The sequence below is a fragment of the Paraburkholderia sp. J69-1 genome (assembly GCF_905220255.1).
GTDB lineage: Bacteria > Pseudomonadota > Gammaproteobacteria > Burkholderiales > Burkholderiaceae > Paraburkholderia.
In genome coordinates, this window is sequence record NZ_CAJMZG010000011.1 from 225,065 (window position 1) to 239,550 (window position 14,486).

Here is a 14,486-nt window from a genome sequence, read left to right on the forward strand (position 1 = left end):
CGCGGTCTCAATCGGGGCGCTTGCGCCAGACGTGCTTCTTCAGCGGCGGCTGCGGGCGGTCGATGCGCACGTAGAGACGGAAGCGTTCGTCGCGGTCGGCGGCACGGCGGCCTTCCCAGACCAGCTTCCAGACGAAGTTCGACATCGAACTCGGCTCGCCGTAATCCTGGGTGTCCTGGCGCAGGATCACGTCGCAATCTTCGTCGAACGAGAAATGCATCTTGCCGAAGTAGGCGAAGGTGGCGATCTGCGCGTCGCCCAGACGCACGGGCGAAATGCACTGATAGTCGGCGGGCAGATGCGCGGAGATCTGCTGGGCCACGTCCTTATAGGTCCGGCTGTAGTTGACGACGGGCAGCCAGAGCGTCATCAGCAGCACCCACATCAGCGTGGTGCCGCCGCTCGACAGCACGACGCTGCGCCACAGCACCTTCGGGTGACGCGCCACGCGCCACTGCACCAGCGCCATCCAGCAGAGCGTCACGCCCACGGCGCAGACGAAGGAGAGAATCTTGAACTGCGGGGCGAAACCCGGCACGAGGCGCGCGAGGTTGCGCGCGAGCGGCGCCGGAAAGCCCGTCATGCCCGCCAGCCAGACCAGCCACACGAAGGTGCCGAGAATCGTGAAGCTCAGCACCGCGAACCAGTCGATCGCGTTGATCGCGCCGCGCTTGAGCGTGGGCAGCGCGAAAGTTGCAAGTACCGACAGCGCCGGCAGCACCAGCATGAAGAGACGATTGGTTTCGTGGCTCTGCACGATCACGAGGATCAGCAGCGGCACGATCACCGAAAGCGGAATCGCGATGTGCGGCGCGCGGCGCAGGCCGGCCCAGCTCACCCAGGCCCAGATCGCGAGCGGCCAGGCCGGCCAGGTGAACAGCGGCAGGTTCTTGGCGGCGTAGCGCATGACCGATCCCGGCGGGCCCGCGAACGCGTTGACGTTGGTGCGCGCCCACTGGTTGATGAACCAGACGGCATCGTCGGGGTAGGCGTGCAGGGCCAGCAGCGGCCACGAGAAGCCGACCACGATCGCCACCGGCAGACCGGCCACCAGCAGCCAGCGCGAGCGCGTCTCGGGCGCGATCGTCAGCATCGCCAGCGTGCCGACCAGCAGCGCGCCCACCAGCACCGGGCCGCTCGAGAGCATCACGACGCCCAGCGCCGCGCCCCACCAGACAGCGCCTTGAATCGGCTTGTCGATGGCGCGCACGAGGCCGTAGACCAGCATGGCGATGCCGAGGAACTGCATCAGTTGCGGCGTGGTTTCGTGGCCGCGCTCGGCCAGACCGAAGCAGGCCAGCAGAATCAGCAGGGCGCCGTCGGCCAGCGTGCGGCCGTAGTCGCGCGGCTCGGGCTCGCCGCCAAAGGCATATTTGAACGGTTGCACTTCGGCGCGGCGGCCCAGCAGATAGGCGCTGTACCAGACGAACGCGCAGGCGAAGCAGAACAGCAGGCCGGTGGCGACCCGCGAGGCATTGCTCGCATCGACCCACGGCGCGAACAGGCGGATGCACAGCGCGCCGAGCCAGTAGCCCAGCGGGCCGTTCTCGGTCACATACTTGCTGACCAGATTGGGCAGCAGCCAGTCGTGCGAGGTGCCGCCGGCCATCGTCCACATCACGCCGAAGCCCGCTGCGTCCTCGTTTTTCCACGGATCGCGGCCGAACAGGCCGAACGAGGCGAAGACGATGGTGATGGTCAGCAGCAGCCAGCGCGGCAAGGCGCTGGTGGCGGAGGCGGTCAGGCGAATGGCAGGCTTCATGCAGTGCGGAGAAATTCGGGTAAGCGGACCGGGTGGGGCGTCGTCGTGGCGGAGCATCGTTGCGAATGGCAAACAATCCGCCATCCATCCGCCAGTGACTCGCAGCGGCGTGCCGCGATTGACGTGCCTGCGCCCGGTCGGGAGCATCCGGCATTCTAGCCGGGCGCGCCTGTATGCGTCACTGCGCAGGTACGACCGAGTCTTACCGCACCTCGATGCGGGTGCAATGAAACGCGGTGCCGAGGCAAAGACACGGATAACGGCGCAGGCAATAAAAAAGGGCAGCGTAGGCTGCCCTTTTTTGCGGGGACCGGCGCGAAGCCGGTGCGACGAAGATTTACTTCGTTGCCTTGCCCGTGGCGCGTGCGCCGAACTTCTTGTTGAACTTCTCGACACGGCCGGCCGTGTCCATGATCTTCTGCGTGCCCGTGTAGAACGGGTGCGATTCCGACGAGACTTCGATCTTGGCGAGCGGGTAGGTCTTGCCGTTGAATTCTGCGGTTTCGCGCGTCTGGATCGTCGAACGGGTCACGAAACGGAAATCGTTCGAAACGTCGATGAACAGAACTTCGCGGTAATCCGGGTGAATGCCTTCTTTCATGATTATTCCTTAAAACTGGCGGTAGCCAACCCGCGAGCCCGGCTGCCCTATGCAGTACCGGTACTCTTGCCTGCTGGATTTTCCTTGCGGAAATGAGGCGCGAGTCACTTGCCCAAGGGCGAAAAGCGGCGATTATGCCAGAAAATCAGCCGCTTGGCGAACTTTCGGGCGTGGCGCTCAGACGGCGGAAACCCCGCCCGCAGGCGCCAGCGCGCCGACCCGGGCCGGGTCCTGGCGGTAATAGCGCGCGAGCAGCCGGTAAAGCTCCGGATACTCGGTCTCGAAGGCCTGCGGCTTGACGAACAGCGCCTCGCTGCACACCGCGAAGAACTCGGACGGATGATCGGCGGCATAGGGATCGATCAGCGAATCGCGCTCGAAACGCGACCAGCGCCGCTCCGGCACGGCGTCCACTTTCGCGCAGAACTGGTCGTAGGCGTGGTCGAACACATCGGCCCATGCCTGGGCATCGAGTGGCGCATGCCATCGGCGAAAAAGGGGCGGATGACCGTCCGCCTCGCCGTTGAGCATATCGATCTTGTGGGCGAATTCGTGGATCACGACGTTGTAGGCGTCGCTGCCGTCGGTCATCTGCGCGTCTTCCCACGAAAGCAGCACCGGGCCGCCTTCCCACGCTTCGCCGCTGGCATCGTGCTCGACTTCGTGGACCACGCCGTCTTCGTCCTCGACCGTCTTGCGGATGATGAATTCGCCGGGATAGACCGTCACGCCCACCCAACCCTTGTAGAGATCGAGCGAGAGATTGAGCACCGGCAAGGAAGCCTGAACGGCAATCGCCACGGCGATCTGGTCGGTCAGTTCCAGCTCGTGCGCCGTCGTGAACTCCTTGTGCGCGAGAAAAAGGCTCGTGAGGTCGCGCAGGCGCGCGAGATCGGCGGCATCGAGGTAGGCGAGAAAGGGCAGCCCGGCGAGCGTCGATTGCCAGAGCGTGTCGTCGATTGCATAGGTGCGCAGCGCTTTTTCGCGGCGGCGCGCGCCGAACCACTGGGTCAGTTTCGAAAGCATCTATCTGTGCAATATCGCGTGGGTCGTCGGGCGAGTCAGTCGATCTGCTTCTGGCACGCAGCGTAGATTCCGCCCACGACGGCCACGCCAATCAGGAAATAAAACCCGTCCAGCGAACTCAGGAAACTGGCCTGCTGCGTCACCATGCGGCTGACCTGCGCAATGGCGAGTCCTTGTGCCTCGCCCGGCGCGCGGCCAAGCGCTTCGAAGGCATGCGTGAGCGTCGCGAACGTGTTCTGGAAGACCGGATTGAGCGGATTCACGAATTCCGCGAGCCGGGTCTGGTGCAGCGCCATGCGGTGCTGCTCGATGATGATAACCGTGGCGGTGGCGAACGACATCGTCAATTGACGCACGACATTTTTCAGGCGGTAACCGTGCGTGAATTCTTCGATCGCGAAGATGCGGAACGTCAGATTCGCCACGGGCAGCACGATGAAAAGCAGCAGCAGGCCGCGCAGCAGCAGCGGAAAGAGGAGCCAGTTTTCGCTGGTGTCGGGCGTGAGGCGCGTCATCCAGAACGAGATGAACGCGGCCAGCACGAAGCCCGGCACGATGATCCATTTTTTGTGCGTGACGAACTTCGCATAGCGGAAATAAAGAAAGAGCGCGCTGGCCGAAATCAGCGAGGTGATGCCGGTCAGGCGTCCGGCATTCTCGACCGGATAATTCAACCCGCCTTCGAGAAAGCGCGAGACCAGATAGCTGAGCACCGTGGTCAGGTAGTAATACAGCATGTAGAGCAGCAGCCCGACGCGAAACGGTTTTTCGCGCAGCGCATGCAGGCGCATCAGCGGTTTCGGGTGATGCCATTGATGCCAGACGAACCACGCGAGCGCGGCCATGCCCGCGAGTGTCAGCAGGATGCTGCCAGGCGAGGTGCTGAAGAGTTCGAAGCGCACCTGCTGCATGGCGATCTGCAGCGCGGCCTGCGCGAACGCGAAGATGATGTAGGGCCAGAAATGCGTGCCGCCGCGCGCTTCGGGTAGCACGTGGCCGGTATCGGGCAGCGCGAGCAGGGCGAGCACGGCGTAGATCACGCCCGCAGGCGCGGAAAACGCAAACAGCGCGCGCCAGTCGATATGCGAAACCAGCAGCCCGCCCGCGAGCGGCGCCAGCGCGCTCGACAGCACGATCAGGATCAGGAACGCGCGCGTCGCCACGGGACGCTGCTGCGGCGTGAAGGAAATCTGGATGAGGATGCGGCAGGTGCCCATCATCGGGCCGATGCAGTAGCCCTGGAAGCCGCGCGCGAAAGCCAGTTCGATCGACGATTCGCACAGTGCCGCGGCAATTGCGCCCGCCGAATACAACAGCAGACTGCCCGCCACATAGCGCCGGTAACCGATGCGCTCGACCCACCATTGCTGTTGCAGGATGCCGAGCACCGCGCCCACGGCGTAGGCGCTGGAGGACCAGACGAGTTCATCGGGCGAAGCGTTGATGCCGCCTGCGATATAGCTCGTGAAAAAGGAAAAGATCGCGTTGTCGTAATAGTCGAGGCCGGTCGCAAGCGCGAGCACCCAGGGGAAGAAGTCTCCGCGCAGGCGGGCGGCACTGAAGAACGGCTCGCGGATGGGGGCGGTGCTCATGCGGCGTCGCCTCCGTCGTCACCGTCCGCGCTTTTGCGCGCCTTGCGCGGCGCGCCGGTTTTGCTGCGCGCGTGATTGCCGCTGCGGGCGTTGGGGGTGGCGGTGCGGCTGTCGTTCGCGTGGGCGAGGGCGTCGTGCGCCTGCGCGGCTTCCTTGCGCCGACGTGTCAAGGCGAGGCGTTCGTCGATCAGCGTTTCCGACGGCTCGCCCGCCAGGCGACGCTTCACGTAATCGAGATCGTTGGCCAGTTCGGCGCGCACGGTCTGCGCTTCCTTCAGTTCGCGACGCACATCCGTAATGCGTGCGTCGAGCGTGCCGATCTGCTGTTCGAGCGCATCGGCAATCTGTTGCAGCGATTCCAGCGAATAACGCCGTCTTCCATCGCCTACGGTTTCGAGCGGCCGCTTGAGCATTTCGGTGATGCCGTGCAGCGAAAAACCCAGCGCACGTAGCCGCAAAATGCGGCCGAATTGTTCGAGGTCCTGTTCGTCGTAAAGGCGGTAACGACCCTCGCTGCGCGCGGGCGTCACGAGGCCGCGTTCCTCGTAATACTTGAGCGTGCGCGGCGTGACGCCGAGCCGTTCGGCGGCGTCGCGCACGGTCAGCAGCGCGGTGGAATCCCTGGACATCGACGGATGACCGCTTCAAGCGGCGCAAAAAAGAACCGTGCGATTATAGTGCAACGTGAACGTTCACGTTCAGGTTGGGGCGCGCGGTCTTGTCATGGAACAAGGTGGCAACGCAGGGCGGAAAAACAAAACGCCCGCTTGGAGCGGGCGTTTGCGAACCATCGATGCAGCAAGCGGAGCTTAGCCGCCGCGACGCATCATGTCGAAGAACTCGGAGTTGTTCTTCGTCTGGCGAATCTTGTCGAGCAGGAATTCCATGGCTTCGACTTCGTCCATGTCGTGGATGAACTTGCGCAGCACCCAGATCTTCTGGAGGATGTCCGGCTTGATCAGCAGTTCTTCGCGACGCGTACCCGACTTGTTCAGGTTGATCGACGGATAGACGCGCTTTTCCGCGAGACGGCGCTCGAGGTGCACTTCCATATTGCCGGTGCCCTTGAACTCTTCGTAGATCACGTCGTCCATGCGGCTGCCGGTTTCGATCAGCGCCGTACCGATGATGGTGAGCGAGCCGCCTTCTTCGATGTTACGTGCCGCACCGAAGAAGCGCTTCGGACGTTGCAGCGCGTTGGCGTCCACACCGCCGGTCAGCACCTTGCCCGAAGCCGGCACGACCGTGTTGTAGGCGCGCGCGAGACGCGTGATCGAGTCGAGCAGAATCACGACGTCGTGCTTCATTTCGACCAGACGCTTGGCCTTTTCGATCACCATTTCGGCGACCTGAACGTGACGCGCAGCCGGTTCGTCGAACGTGGAGGCGATCACTTCGCCCGCCACCGAACGCTGCATTTCGGTCACTTCTTCAGGACGCTCGTCGATCAGCAGCACGAACAGGACCACGTCGGGGTGGTTCTGCTTGATGGCGTGCGCGATGTGCTGAAGCATCACCGTCTTGCCGGACTTGGGCGATGCGACCAGCAGGCCGCGCTGACCCTTGCCGATAGGCGCGATCATGTCGATGATGCGGCCCGTGACGTTTTCTTCGCCGCGCATCTCACGCTCGAGCAGCAGCACCTTGTTCGGGTGCAGCGGCGTGAGATTCTCGAACATGATCTTGTGCTTCGAGGCCTCGGGCGGCTGGCCGTTGACCTTGTCCACCTTGACGAGCGCGAAATAGCGTTCGCCGTCCTTCGGCGTGCGCACTTCACCTTCGATCGTGTCGCCGGTGTGCAGATTGAAGCGGCGGATCTGCGACGGGCTGATATAGATATCGTCCGTGCTGGCGAGATACGAGGTTTCCGGCGAGCGCAGGAAGCCGAAGCCGTCCGGGAGCACTTCGAGCGTGCCGTCACCGAAGATCGTTTCGCCCGTCTTGGCGCGCTTTTTGAGAATCGCGAACATGAGTTCCTGCTTGCGCAGGCGGTTCGCATTTTCGATCTCGAGGCCATTGGCCATCTCGATCAATTCGGACACGTGCAGAGACTTGAGCTCGGAAAGATGCATACGGAGAACCCGTCGGGAAGGGAGCGACGAAAAGAAGTCAGGGGGAAAAGAAGCGAGCGGAACCGCTCAAGGACTTATATAAGGGCGCCGGGTAGACGCTTTATGAATTCTAGCATAGCACACGCCAGAAACCGCCAGTGGCGCGTAACCGCATGTTTCAGCATGTTTTACGGGTGCATGTTGTCGGTGGACAACATGCACGCCCGTTATAAAGCCCTTTGATTGCAGCGTGTGTGCCGCGCTTGCGCGCATCCTGTATTCGTTATTTGAATCGGATGCAGCCGGGGACATCGTCGCCCGGCCGGGCACGGTTCACGCGCAGGGCGCGCCTTTTTACAGGTGGCTGTCCAGGAACGCGGTCAGCTGCGACTTCGAGAGTGCGCCAACCTTTTGCGCCGCGACGGCGCCGTTCTTGAAGAGAATCAGCGTCGGGATGCCGCGCACGCCAAACTTGACGGGCGTCGACTGATGCTCGTCAACGTTGATCTTTGCGACTTGCAGGCGATCGCCGTAGTCCTTCGCGACTTCGTCGAGAATCGGCGCGATCATCTTGCAGGGGCCGCACCATTCGGCCCAGAAGTCCAGCAGCACGGGCTTATCGGATTTAACGACGTCCTGTTCGAACGATGCGTCGCTGATGTGCTTGATTTGTTCGCTCATTGTCTAAATACCTCTTTCGGATCGAGGCTGATTGAATTGCTCGCCACGATACACCAAAACTCAAAATAGTTCCGGGGATGCCCAGACAAAGCCGGGCGGGACCGGACCCACTCGCCAGGACTCTCCTGACTGCGGTCGCCGCCAGTTTAGCCTAAATCCCTATGCGTTGCCGACGGTGATAGTACGCATGCCGGGAGCAGGGTTACCCGCTAATTCACGCGGAATTCGTGCGCGCCGACTTTGCCATCGTGTTGCGAATGCCTTGCCGATCGTGCGCGAATTTCGTGCCTTGCTTGCGCTTCACATGCGCGACTCCATGTGTCCGCATGCATTTTCTGATGTCGATATGGAGGCCGTGCGCGCGTTTGCAAGGGGCGTCCAGCCTCGGCCCGACGAGGCAATTCCACGCAAATTCGAAGAGTTTTGCAGTGCGGCATTCTCAAGAGGGGGCATCCAGTGTTAGAATGCGACGTGACGGGCCTCCTCGCATGGTGGGGCGGTCAACCTGGTCAGGTCGGGAACGAAGCAGCCACAGCCGTTTTCCGCCAGTGCCGAGGGTCGGGCTCGTCACCTTCAACTTTCTTCCGCTTTACGCTTGTTGTTCTTCGCTGGTGTTCTCCAGCAACATCCCAAAGTGAATTGCCGTGTTGGCGCTGTGAATTTACGCGCGACTTTCACGCGCCAGGCCGGTGCGTATGCGCGGTTTTTCCGTTGCGCCTTCACGCCGGATTCGCGTTGCCGCGCGGCGCCTGCTGTGTGCCGCGTCGTCCGCCCCGTATGCCCGAGCGCACGGCGCTTGCCGCTCGTCGATTCATCGGAGCGCGCGGGTGTTGCTGATACAATTTCCAGATGACCTATCAAGTTCTCGCACGCAAGTGGCGACCGAAGGATTTCGCTTCGCTCGTCGGACAGGAGCACGTGGTGCGCGCGCTCACGCACGCGCTCGACGGCGGCCGTCTCCATCACGCGTATCTCTTCACGGGCACGCGCGGCGTGGGCAAGACGACGCTCTCGCGCATCTTCGCCAAGGCGCTCAACTGCGAGACCGGCGTGACCTCCCAGCCGTGCGGCGTGTGCCGCGCGTGCCGGGAAATCGACGAAGGCCGTTTTGTCGATTACGTCGAAATGGACGCGGCGAGTAATCGCGGCGTGGACGAAATGGCCGCGCTGCTCGAGCGCGCCGTCTACGCGCCGGTGGATGCGCGCTTCAAGGTCTATATGATCGACGAAGTGCACATGCTCACGAACCACGCCTTCAACGCGATGCTGAAGACGCTGGAAGAACCGCCGCCGCACGTCAAATTCATTCTCGCGACCACCGATCCGCAGAAGATCCCGGTCACGGTGCTGTCGCGCTGCCTGCAGTTCAATCTGAAGCAGATGCCGGCCGGCAATATCGTCGAGCATCTGACGCATATTCTGGGCGAAGAAAAGGTCGAGTTCGAATCGCAGGCGCTGCGCCTGCTCGCGCGCGCCGCTGACGGCTCGATGCGCGACGCGCTCTCGCTGACCGACCAGGCCATCGCGTATTCCGCGAATCAGGTGACGGAAGAGGCCGTGCGCGGCATGCTCGGCGCGCTGGATCAGAGCTATCTGATTCGCCTGATCGACGCGCTGGTCGCAGGCGACGGTGCGCAGGTGCTGGCCATCGCCGATGAAATGGCGCTGCGCAGTCTGTCGTTCTCGACCGCGCTGCAGGATCTCGCGAGCCTGTTCCATCGCATCGCGTGGGCGCAGTTCGCGCCGGCGTCGGTGCTGGACGAATGGCCGGAAGCCGACGATCTGCGCCGTTTCGCCGATGTATTGAGCCCGGAACAGGTCCAGCTTTTCTATCAGATCGCTACGCTTGGTCGCAGCGAACTGGGTCTCGCGCCCGACGAATACGCGGGCTTCACGATGACGCTGCTGCGCATGCTGGCGTTCGAGCCGTCCGTTAGCGCGGGTGGTGCGGGTAGTGCGCCTGCGTCGAAGCCGGCTGCGGTCGGTGGCGCGCGTGCGGCTGCGGCTGCGGCAGCGTCGGCGGTCAGTGCGGCGCCGGTCGAGCGCGCGATGCCGCCGAAGGCGGTTGCGCCGGTGGCGGCTCCCCGCGTTGAAGCGCCGCAGGCGCAGGCGGCCGAAGTCGAAGTGGCTCCGGCGCCCGCAGTGGTTGCGGAGAAACCGGCAGCGCCGGAAGCCGTTGCGGCGCCCGCGTCGGCGGCTCGCATCGTCCCGCCTTGGGAGGATGACACCGCTGCGCCTGCCGCGAGCGAAGCAAACATCGAAGCAGCGGCTCCCGCGCCGGCGGTTGCCGCACCGGTTGCGGCACCTGCCGCGCCAGTGGCTCCGGTCGCTCCCGTCGCGCAAGCCGAACCGGAAGTACCCGCCGAACCCGCTTTCGAAGCCGCCGCGCCTGCGGGCCGTGCGGGTGGCGGTGCGAGTGCGGCGCTCGACGTCCTGCGCAACAAGGGCATGCGCGTTTCGCCGGAGCGCGGCGCACGCGGTACAGCCGTTGCGCCTGCCGCGACGGCCACGCCGAAATCCGCCGCGCCGCGCATGGAAGTGAAAGTGCCGACGCCCGATCCCGCGCGCCGCGCCGCTGCCGCGCAGGAAGCGCAGGCGCGCCAGCCCGCGCGTCAGGCGAGCGCTTCGCAGGACGCATCGGGCGCGCCGCCGTGGGATGACATCCCGCCGGACGACTACGTGCCGCTCGGCGCCGATGACGCTTATTTCTCGGCGCCCGACGACGGTTTCGCGCCGTCCTACGGCAACGCACCGCGCGCGGCTGCGCCCGCTGCATCGTCCGCGAACGTGGTCGATGTGAGCAAGCTGCCACCGGGCATTCCGCTCGACGCGATCGGCTTCACGGGCGACTGGCCCGCGCTCGCCGCAACGCTGCCGCTCACGGGCATTGCGTACCAGCTCGCCTTCAACAGCGAACTAACCGCGCTCGATAGCGGCGTGCTCAAGCTGAGCGTGCCGGTGCCGCAGTACGCCGAAGCTTCGCAGGTCGCGAAGCTCAAGGCGGCGCTCGCTGAAAGTCTCGGCAAGACGGTCGAACTCGACGTGACGGTCGGTCCGGCACGCCGCACGGCCGCTGCGCTCGACGCCGCGATGCGTGCCGAGCGTCAGCGTGACGCCGAACGCGACATCGGCACCGATCCGTTCGTGCAGCAACTGATTCGCGACTTCGGTGCGAGCATCGTCCCCGGTTCGATCCGGCCGATCGCGTCCGAAGCCGCGCAGGGCGGCAGTCAGGCCGCCCATTGAATTGCGCCGCGCGGCGCTCCGGTGCCGTGCGCGCGAGTGACACACCTGAATCACCATGATCCAGAAGGAGCGATGAAATGTTGAAAGGTCAACTCGCCGGGCTGATGAAGCAAGCCCAGCAGATGCAGGAAAACATGAAGAAGGCGCAGGAGCAGCTCGCGCAGATCGAAGTCGAAGGTCAGGCTGGCGCCGGCCTCGTCAAGGTCACGATGACCTGCCGTAACGACGTGCGCCGCGTGTCGATCGATCCGAGCCTGCTCGCCGACGACAAGGACATGCTCGAAGACCTCGTCGCCGCTGCGTTCAACGACGCGGTGCGCAAGGCCGAAGCTACGTCGCAGGAAAAGATGAGCGGCATGACCGCCGGCCTGCCGATCCCGCCGGGCTTCAAGATGCCGTTCTAAGGCACGCGCGCCGCACGGCCCGAAGGCTGAGCGGCGTCTTGCGCGCGGCGGTCCGCGAGATCGCCGCGCGCAGGGTCTTTGCCTGCCCGCTGTGCCCGCATTTCCGTTTCACCAGGCTGAATCCGCATGAAACAACCTTCCGCCCTGGCGGCGCTCGTCGAGGCGCTGCGCGTACTGCCCGGCGTCGGGCCGAAGTCGGCGCAGCGCATGGCTTATCACCTGATGCAGCACGACCGCGACGGTGCCGAAAAACTCGGCAAGGCGCTGCTGTTCGCCACCGACCACCTGAAGCATTGCGAGAAGTGCAACACCTTCACCGAAGCTCAGGTCTGCGAAACATGTCTCGATGAAGAGCGCGATCCCACGCTGCTCTGCGTGGTCGAGACGCCCGCCGACCAGATCATGCTCGAACAGACCATGACATGGCGCGGCCTGTATTTCGTGCTGATGGGGCACCTGAGTCCGCTCGACGGTATCGGCCCCAAAGAAATTCATTTCGATCGCCTCGTCAAGCGCGCCTCGGACGGCGTCGTCAAGGAAGTTGTGCTTGCAACCAACTTCACGAACGAAGGCGAAGCCACGGCGCACTATCTTGGCCAGGCGCTCAAGGCGCGCGGCCTCGCGGTGACGCGTCTCGCGCGCGGCGTGCCAGTGGGCGGCGAACTCGAATATGTCGATGCGGGCACCATCGCGCGCGCGATGCTCGACCGGCGTTCGATGTAACGCGCATGTAGCGCGCACGACGAACAAGACACAAAAAACACGACAGGAGACCCATGAGCGCAGATCCTTCCCAGCCATCCGCCGCGAGCGGCGCGAAAGCCGCCGGCACGGGTCCGCTTGCGGGCGTGAAGGTGCTCGAACTCGGCACGCTGATCGCGGGGCCGTTCGCGGCGCGCTTTCTCGGCGAGTTTGGCGCCGAAGTCATCAAGATCGAAGATCCGCGGGGCGGCGATCCGCTGCGCAAATGGCGCAAGCTCTGGCCCGAAGCGGGCGGCACGTCGCTGTGGTGGGCCGTGCAGGCGCGCAATAAAAAATCGGTGACGGTGAATCTCAAGGCCGAAGAGGGCAAGGAGATCGTGCGGCGTCTGGCGAAGGAAGCCGATATCGTCATCGAAAACTTCCGGCCCGGTCTGCTCGAAAAGCTCGGGCTCGGGTATGACGTGCTTTCGAAGGACAACCCCGGCCTCGTGATGGTGCGCCTGTCGGGCTATGGGCAGAGCGGGCCGTATCGCGACCGTCCGGGTTTCGGCGCGATTGCCGAGTCGATGGGCGGCCTGCGTCATATCACCGGCTATCCCGAACTGCCGCCGCCGCGCATCGGCATTTCGATCGGCGATTCGATCGCGGCGCTCCATGGCGTGATCGGCGCGATGATGGCGCTGCATCATCGGAACATGAACGGCGGCAGCGGCCAGATTGTCGATGTCGCGCTCTATGAAGCCGTGTTCAACATGATGGAGAGCGTGGTGCCGGAGTACGGCGTGTACGGCATGGTGCGCGAGCGCACCGGCGCGTCGCTGCCGGGCATCGTGCCGTCGAATACGTATCCGTGCCGCGACGGCAGCATCGTGATCGGCGGCAATAGCGATCCTATTTTCAAGCGCCTGATGACGGCCATCGATCGCGCCGATCTGGCGAACGATCCGGCGCTCGCGCACAACGACGGCCGCGTGCCGCGCACCGCGGAAATCGATGGCGCGATTGCCGCGTGGCTCTCCACGCGCACGATCGACGAAGCGCTCGAGGTGCTCAACGCGGCCGATGTGCCCGCCGGGCGCATCTATAGCGTCGCCGATATGTTCACCGATCCGCAATTTGCCGCGCGTCAGATGATCCAGCAGTTTCGCTGGCAGAAGCCGGGCGAATCGGGAGAGCAGGGTATCGATATCGCGCTGCCCGGCGTCACGCCCAAGCTTTCGGCAACGCCTGGTGATACGCGCTGGCTCGGCCCGGAACTGGGCGAACATACCGACGAAGTCCTGCAATCGCTGGGCTATGACGCCGATCGCATCGCACAGTTGCGCGCGCAACAGATCGTCTAGGCGATCGTTTGGCGGCACGCGCTGCAAACAAGGCAAAAAGGCTCGCACGGAAAACCCTGCGAGCCTTTTTCATTGCGCGTGACCATTTCGCGCCGCGTCGTTCAGGGCTCGATGATGATCTTGCCCGTCACCTTGCGCGAGGCCATATCCTTGAGCGCCTGCGCCGATTCGGCGAGTGTGTAGCGCTTCGAGACATACGGCTTGAGCTTGCCTTCGCCGATCCAGCCCACCATCTGCGCGAACGCCGCCGCATTGTTCTGCGGTTCGCGGCGCGCGTAATCGCCCCAGAACACGCCGACGAGACTCGCGCCCTTGAGCAGCGCGAGATTGAGCGGCAGTTTCGGAATCTCGCCATTGGCGAAGCCGACCACGAGATAACGGCCGCGCCAGCCGATGCTGCGAAACGCCGGTTCCGCATAGATGCCGCCGACCGGATCGTAGATCACATCGGGGCCCTTGCCGTCGGTGAGCGCCTTGATGCTTTCGCGCAGGTCTTCGGTGCTGTAGTTGATGGTGGCGTCCGCGCCGAAGCGGCGGCACACGTCGAGCTTTTCTTCGCTGGACGCGGCGGCGATCACGCGCGCGCCCAGCACCTTGCCGATTTCCACCGCCGCGAGGCCTACGCCACCCGCCGCGCCGAGCACGAGCATGGTTTCGCCGGCCTTGAGTTGCGCGCGATCCACCACGGCGTGATGCGAGGTGCCGTAGGCGAGCGTGAAGGCGGCGGCCGTTGCGAAATCGGCGGAATCGGGCAGCGGCACGCACGCCGCCGCATCCGCAATCGCCTGTTCGGCATAGCCGCCGTTGCCCACATAAGCCACGACGCGCGTGCCCGGCGCGAACTTCACGCCTTCGCCCACGGCGCGCACGATGCCCGCGACTTCGGCGCCCGGCGTGAAGGGCAACTGCGGCTTCATCTGATACTTGTTCTCGATGATAAGGACGTCCGGGAAATTCACGGCGGCCGCCTTCACGTCGATCACCACCTGGCCGGGGCCGGGCACGAGGTCGGGCAGATCTTCGAGCGTGAGCGTGTCGGGCGGCCCGAACTGGTTGCAGCGAATTGCGCGCATCGTGT

The 14,486-nt window shown here is 64.2% G+C and carries 11 protein-coding genes, 1 other RNA gene and 1 pseudogene; 5 read left to right on the forward strand and 8 right to left on the reverse strand.

Going from position 1 to position 14,486, the window contains the following annotated elements:
* Window positions 1-7 precede the first annotated feature (7 nt).
* From U5A67_RS21880 to trxA, 7 genes and pseudogenes are all read right to left on the reverse strand, one after another.
* Complete coding sequence (locus U5A67_RS21880) at window positions 8-1,762, reverse strand: glycosyltransferase family 39 protein (RefSeq protein ID WP_321815836.1); 1,755 nt, start codon at window positions 1,760-1,762, stop codon at window positions 8-10.
* 337 nt (window positions 1,763-2,099) lie between these two features.
* A complete protein-coding gene (locus U5A67_RS21885) occupies window positions 2,100-2,363 on the reverse strand; it encodes a type B 50S ribosomal protein L31 (RefSeq protein ID WP_028224764.1) in 264 nt (87 codons plus the stop codon).
* A 177-nt stretch (window positions 2,364-2,540) separates the two neighbouring features.
* Window positions 2,541-3,389, reverse strand: coding sequence for a M90 family metallopeptidase (locus U5A67_RS21890; protein WP_321815837.1), 849 nt, complete (start codon window positions 3,387-3,389; stop codon window positions 2,541-2,543).
* A 35-nt stretch (window positions 3,390-3,424) separates the two neighbouring features.
* Complete coding sequence (locus tag U5A67_RS21895) at window positions 3,425-4,981, reverse strand: MFS transporter (RefSeq protein WP_321815838.1); 1,557 nt, start codon at window positions 4,979-4,981, stop codon at window positions 3,425-3,427.
* Window positions 4,982-5,133: 152 nt separating this feature from the next.
* Window positions 5,134-5,610, reverse strand: a pseudogene (locus U5A67_RS21900) (MerR family transcriptional regulator); the annotation flags it as partial.
* Between the two features lie 180 nt (window positions 5,611-5,790).
* Window positions 5,791-7,053: a transcription termination factor Rho gene (gene rho, locus U5A67_RS21905; protein ID WP_027818379.1), complete on the reverse strand. Its 1,263-nt coding sequence runs from the start codon at window positions 7,051-7,053 to the stop codon at window positions 5,791-5,793.
* A gap of 333 nt (window positions 7,054-7,386) precedes the next feature.
* Window positions 7,387-7,713, reverse strand: coding sequence for a thioredoxin TrxA (gene trxA, locus U5A67_RS21910; RefSeq protein WP_027818380.1), 327 nt, complete (start codon window positions 7,711-7,713; stop codon window positions 7,387-7,389).
* Window positions 7,714-8,186: 473 nt separating this feature from the next.
* On the opposite strand from trxA, the gene ffs reads away from it, so the two are divergent.
* From ffs to U5A67_RS21935, 5 genes are all read left to right on the forward strand, one after another.
* Window positions 8,187-8,285, forward strand: an RNA gene (gene ffs / locus U5A67_RS21915) — signal recognition particle sRNA small type.
* 277 nt (window positions 8,286-8,562) lie between these two features.
* Window positions 8,563-10,959 (forward strand): DNA polymerase III subunit gamma/tau, encoded by a 2,397-nt coding sequence (locus tag U5A67_RS21920; RefSeq protein ID WP_321815840.1) that lies wholly within the window; start codon window positions 8,563-8,565, stop codon window positions 10,957-10,959.
* Window positions 10,960-11,036: 77 nt separating this feature from the next.
* A complete protein-coding gene (locus U5A67_RS21925; protein WP_027818382.1) occupies window positions 11,037-11,363 on the forward strand; it encodes a YbaB/EbfC family nucleoid-associated protein in 327 nt (108 codons plus the stop codon).
* A gap of 126 nt (window positions 11,364-11,489) precedes the next feature.
* Window positions 11,490-12,086 carry a recombination mediator RecR gene (gene recR, locus U5A67_RS21930; RefSeq protein WP_205983975.1) on the forward strand — a complete coding sequence of 199 codons (597 nt, stop codon included), beginning with the start codon at window positions 11,490-11,492 and terminating at the stop codon, window positions 12,084-12,086.
* 53 nt (window positions 12,087-12,139) lie between these two features.
* Window positions 12,140-13,408, forward strand: coding sequence for a CaiB/BaiF CoA-transferase family protein (locus tag U5A67_RS21935; protein ID WP_321815841.1), 1,269 nt, complete (start codon window positions 12,140-12,142; stop codon window positions 13,406-13,408).
* A gap of 101 nt (window positions 13,409-13,509) precedes the next feature.
* Here U5A67_RS21935 and U5A67_RS21940 read toward each other — a convergent pair whose 3' ends face one another.
* Complete coding sequence (locus U5A67_RS21940; RefSeq protein WP_205983978.1) at window positions 13,510-14,481, reverse strand: NADPH:quinone oxidoreductase family protein; 972 nt, start codon at window positions 14,479-14,481, stop codon at window positions 13,510-13,512.
* Between the last annotated feature and the right edge of the window lie 5 nt (window positions 14,482-14,486).

Bases quoted from the DNA above. Each gene is read 5' to 3' on its own strand.
- U5A67_RS21940 (WP_205983978.1), bottom strand. From the start codon at position 14,481: ATGCGCGCAATTCGCTGCAACCAGTTCGGGCCGCCCGACACGCTCACG.
- U5A67_RS21920 (WP_321815840.1), top strand. From the start codon at position 8,563: ATGACCTATCAAGTTCTCGCACGCAAGTGGCGACCGAAGGATTTCGCT.
- U5A67_RS21925 (WP_027818382.1), top strand. From the start codon at position 11,037: ATGTTGAAAGGTCAACTCGCCGGGCTGATGAAGCAAGCCCAGCAGATG.
- rho (WP_027818379.1), bottom strand. From the start codon at position 7,053: ATGCATCTTTCCGAGCTCAAGTCTCTGCACGTGTCCGAATTGATCGAG.
- recR (WP_205983975.1), top strand. From the start codon at position 11,490: ATGAAACAACCTTCCGCCCTGGCGGCGCTCGTCGAGGCGCTGCGCGTA.
- U5A67_RS21885 (WP_028224764.1), bottom strand. From the start codon at position 2,363: ATGAAAGAAGGCATTCACCCGGATTACCGCGAAGTTCTGTTCATCGAC.
- U5A67_RS21935 (WP_321815841.1), top strand. From the start codon at position 12,140: ATGAGCGCAGATCCTTCCCAGCCATCCGCCGCGAGCGGCGCGAAAGCC.
- U5A67_RS21890 (WP_321815837.1), bottom strand. From the start codon at position 3,389: ATGCTTTCGAAACTGACCCAGTGGTTCGGCGCGCGCCGCCGCGAAAAA.
- U5A67_RS21895 (WP_321815838.1), bottom strand. From the start codon at position 4,981: ATGAGCACCGCCCCCATCCGCGAGCCGTTCTTCAGTGCCGCCCGCCTG.
- trxA (WP_027818380.1), bottom strand. From the start codon at position 7,713: ATGAGCGAACAAATCAAGCACATCAGCGACGCATCGTTCGAACAGGAC.
- U5A67_RS21880 (WP_321815836.1), bottom strand. From the start codon at position 1,762: ATGAAGCCTGCCATTCGCCTGACCGCCTCCGCCACCAGCGCCTTGCCG.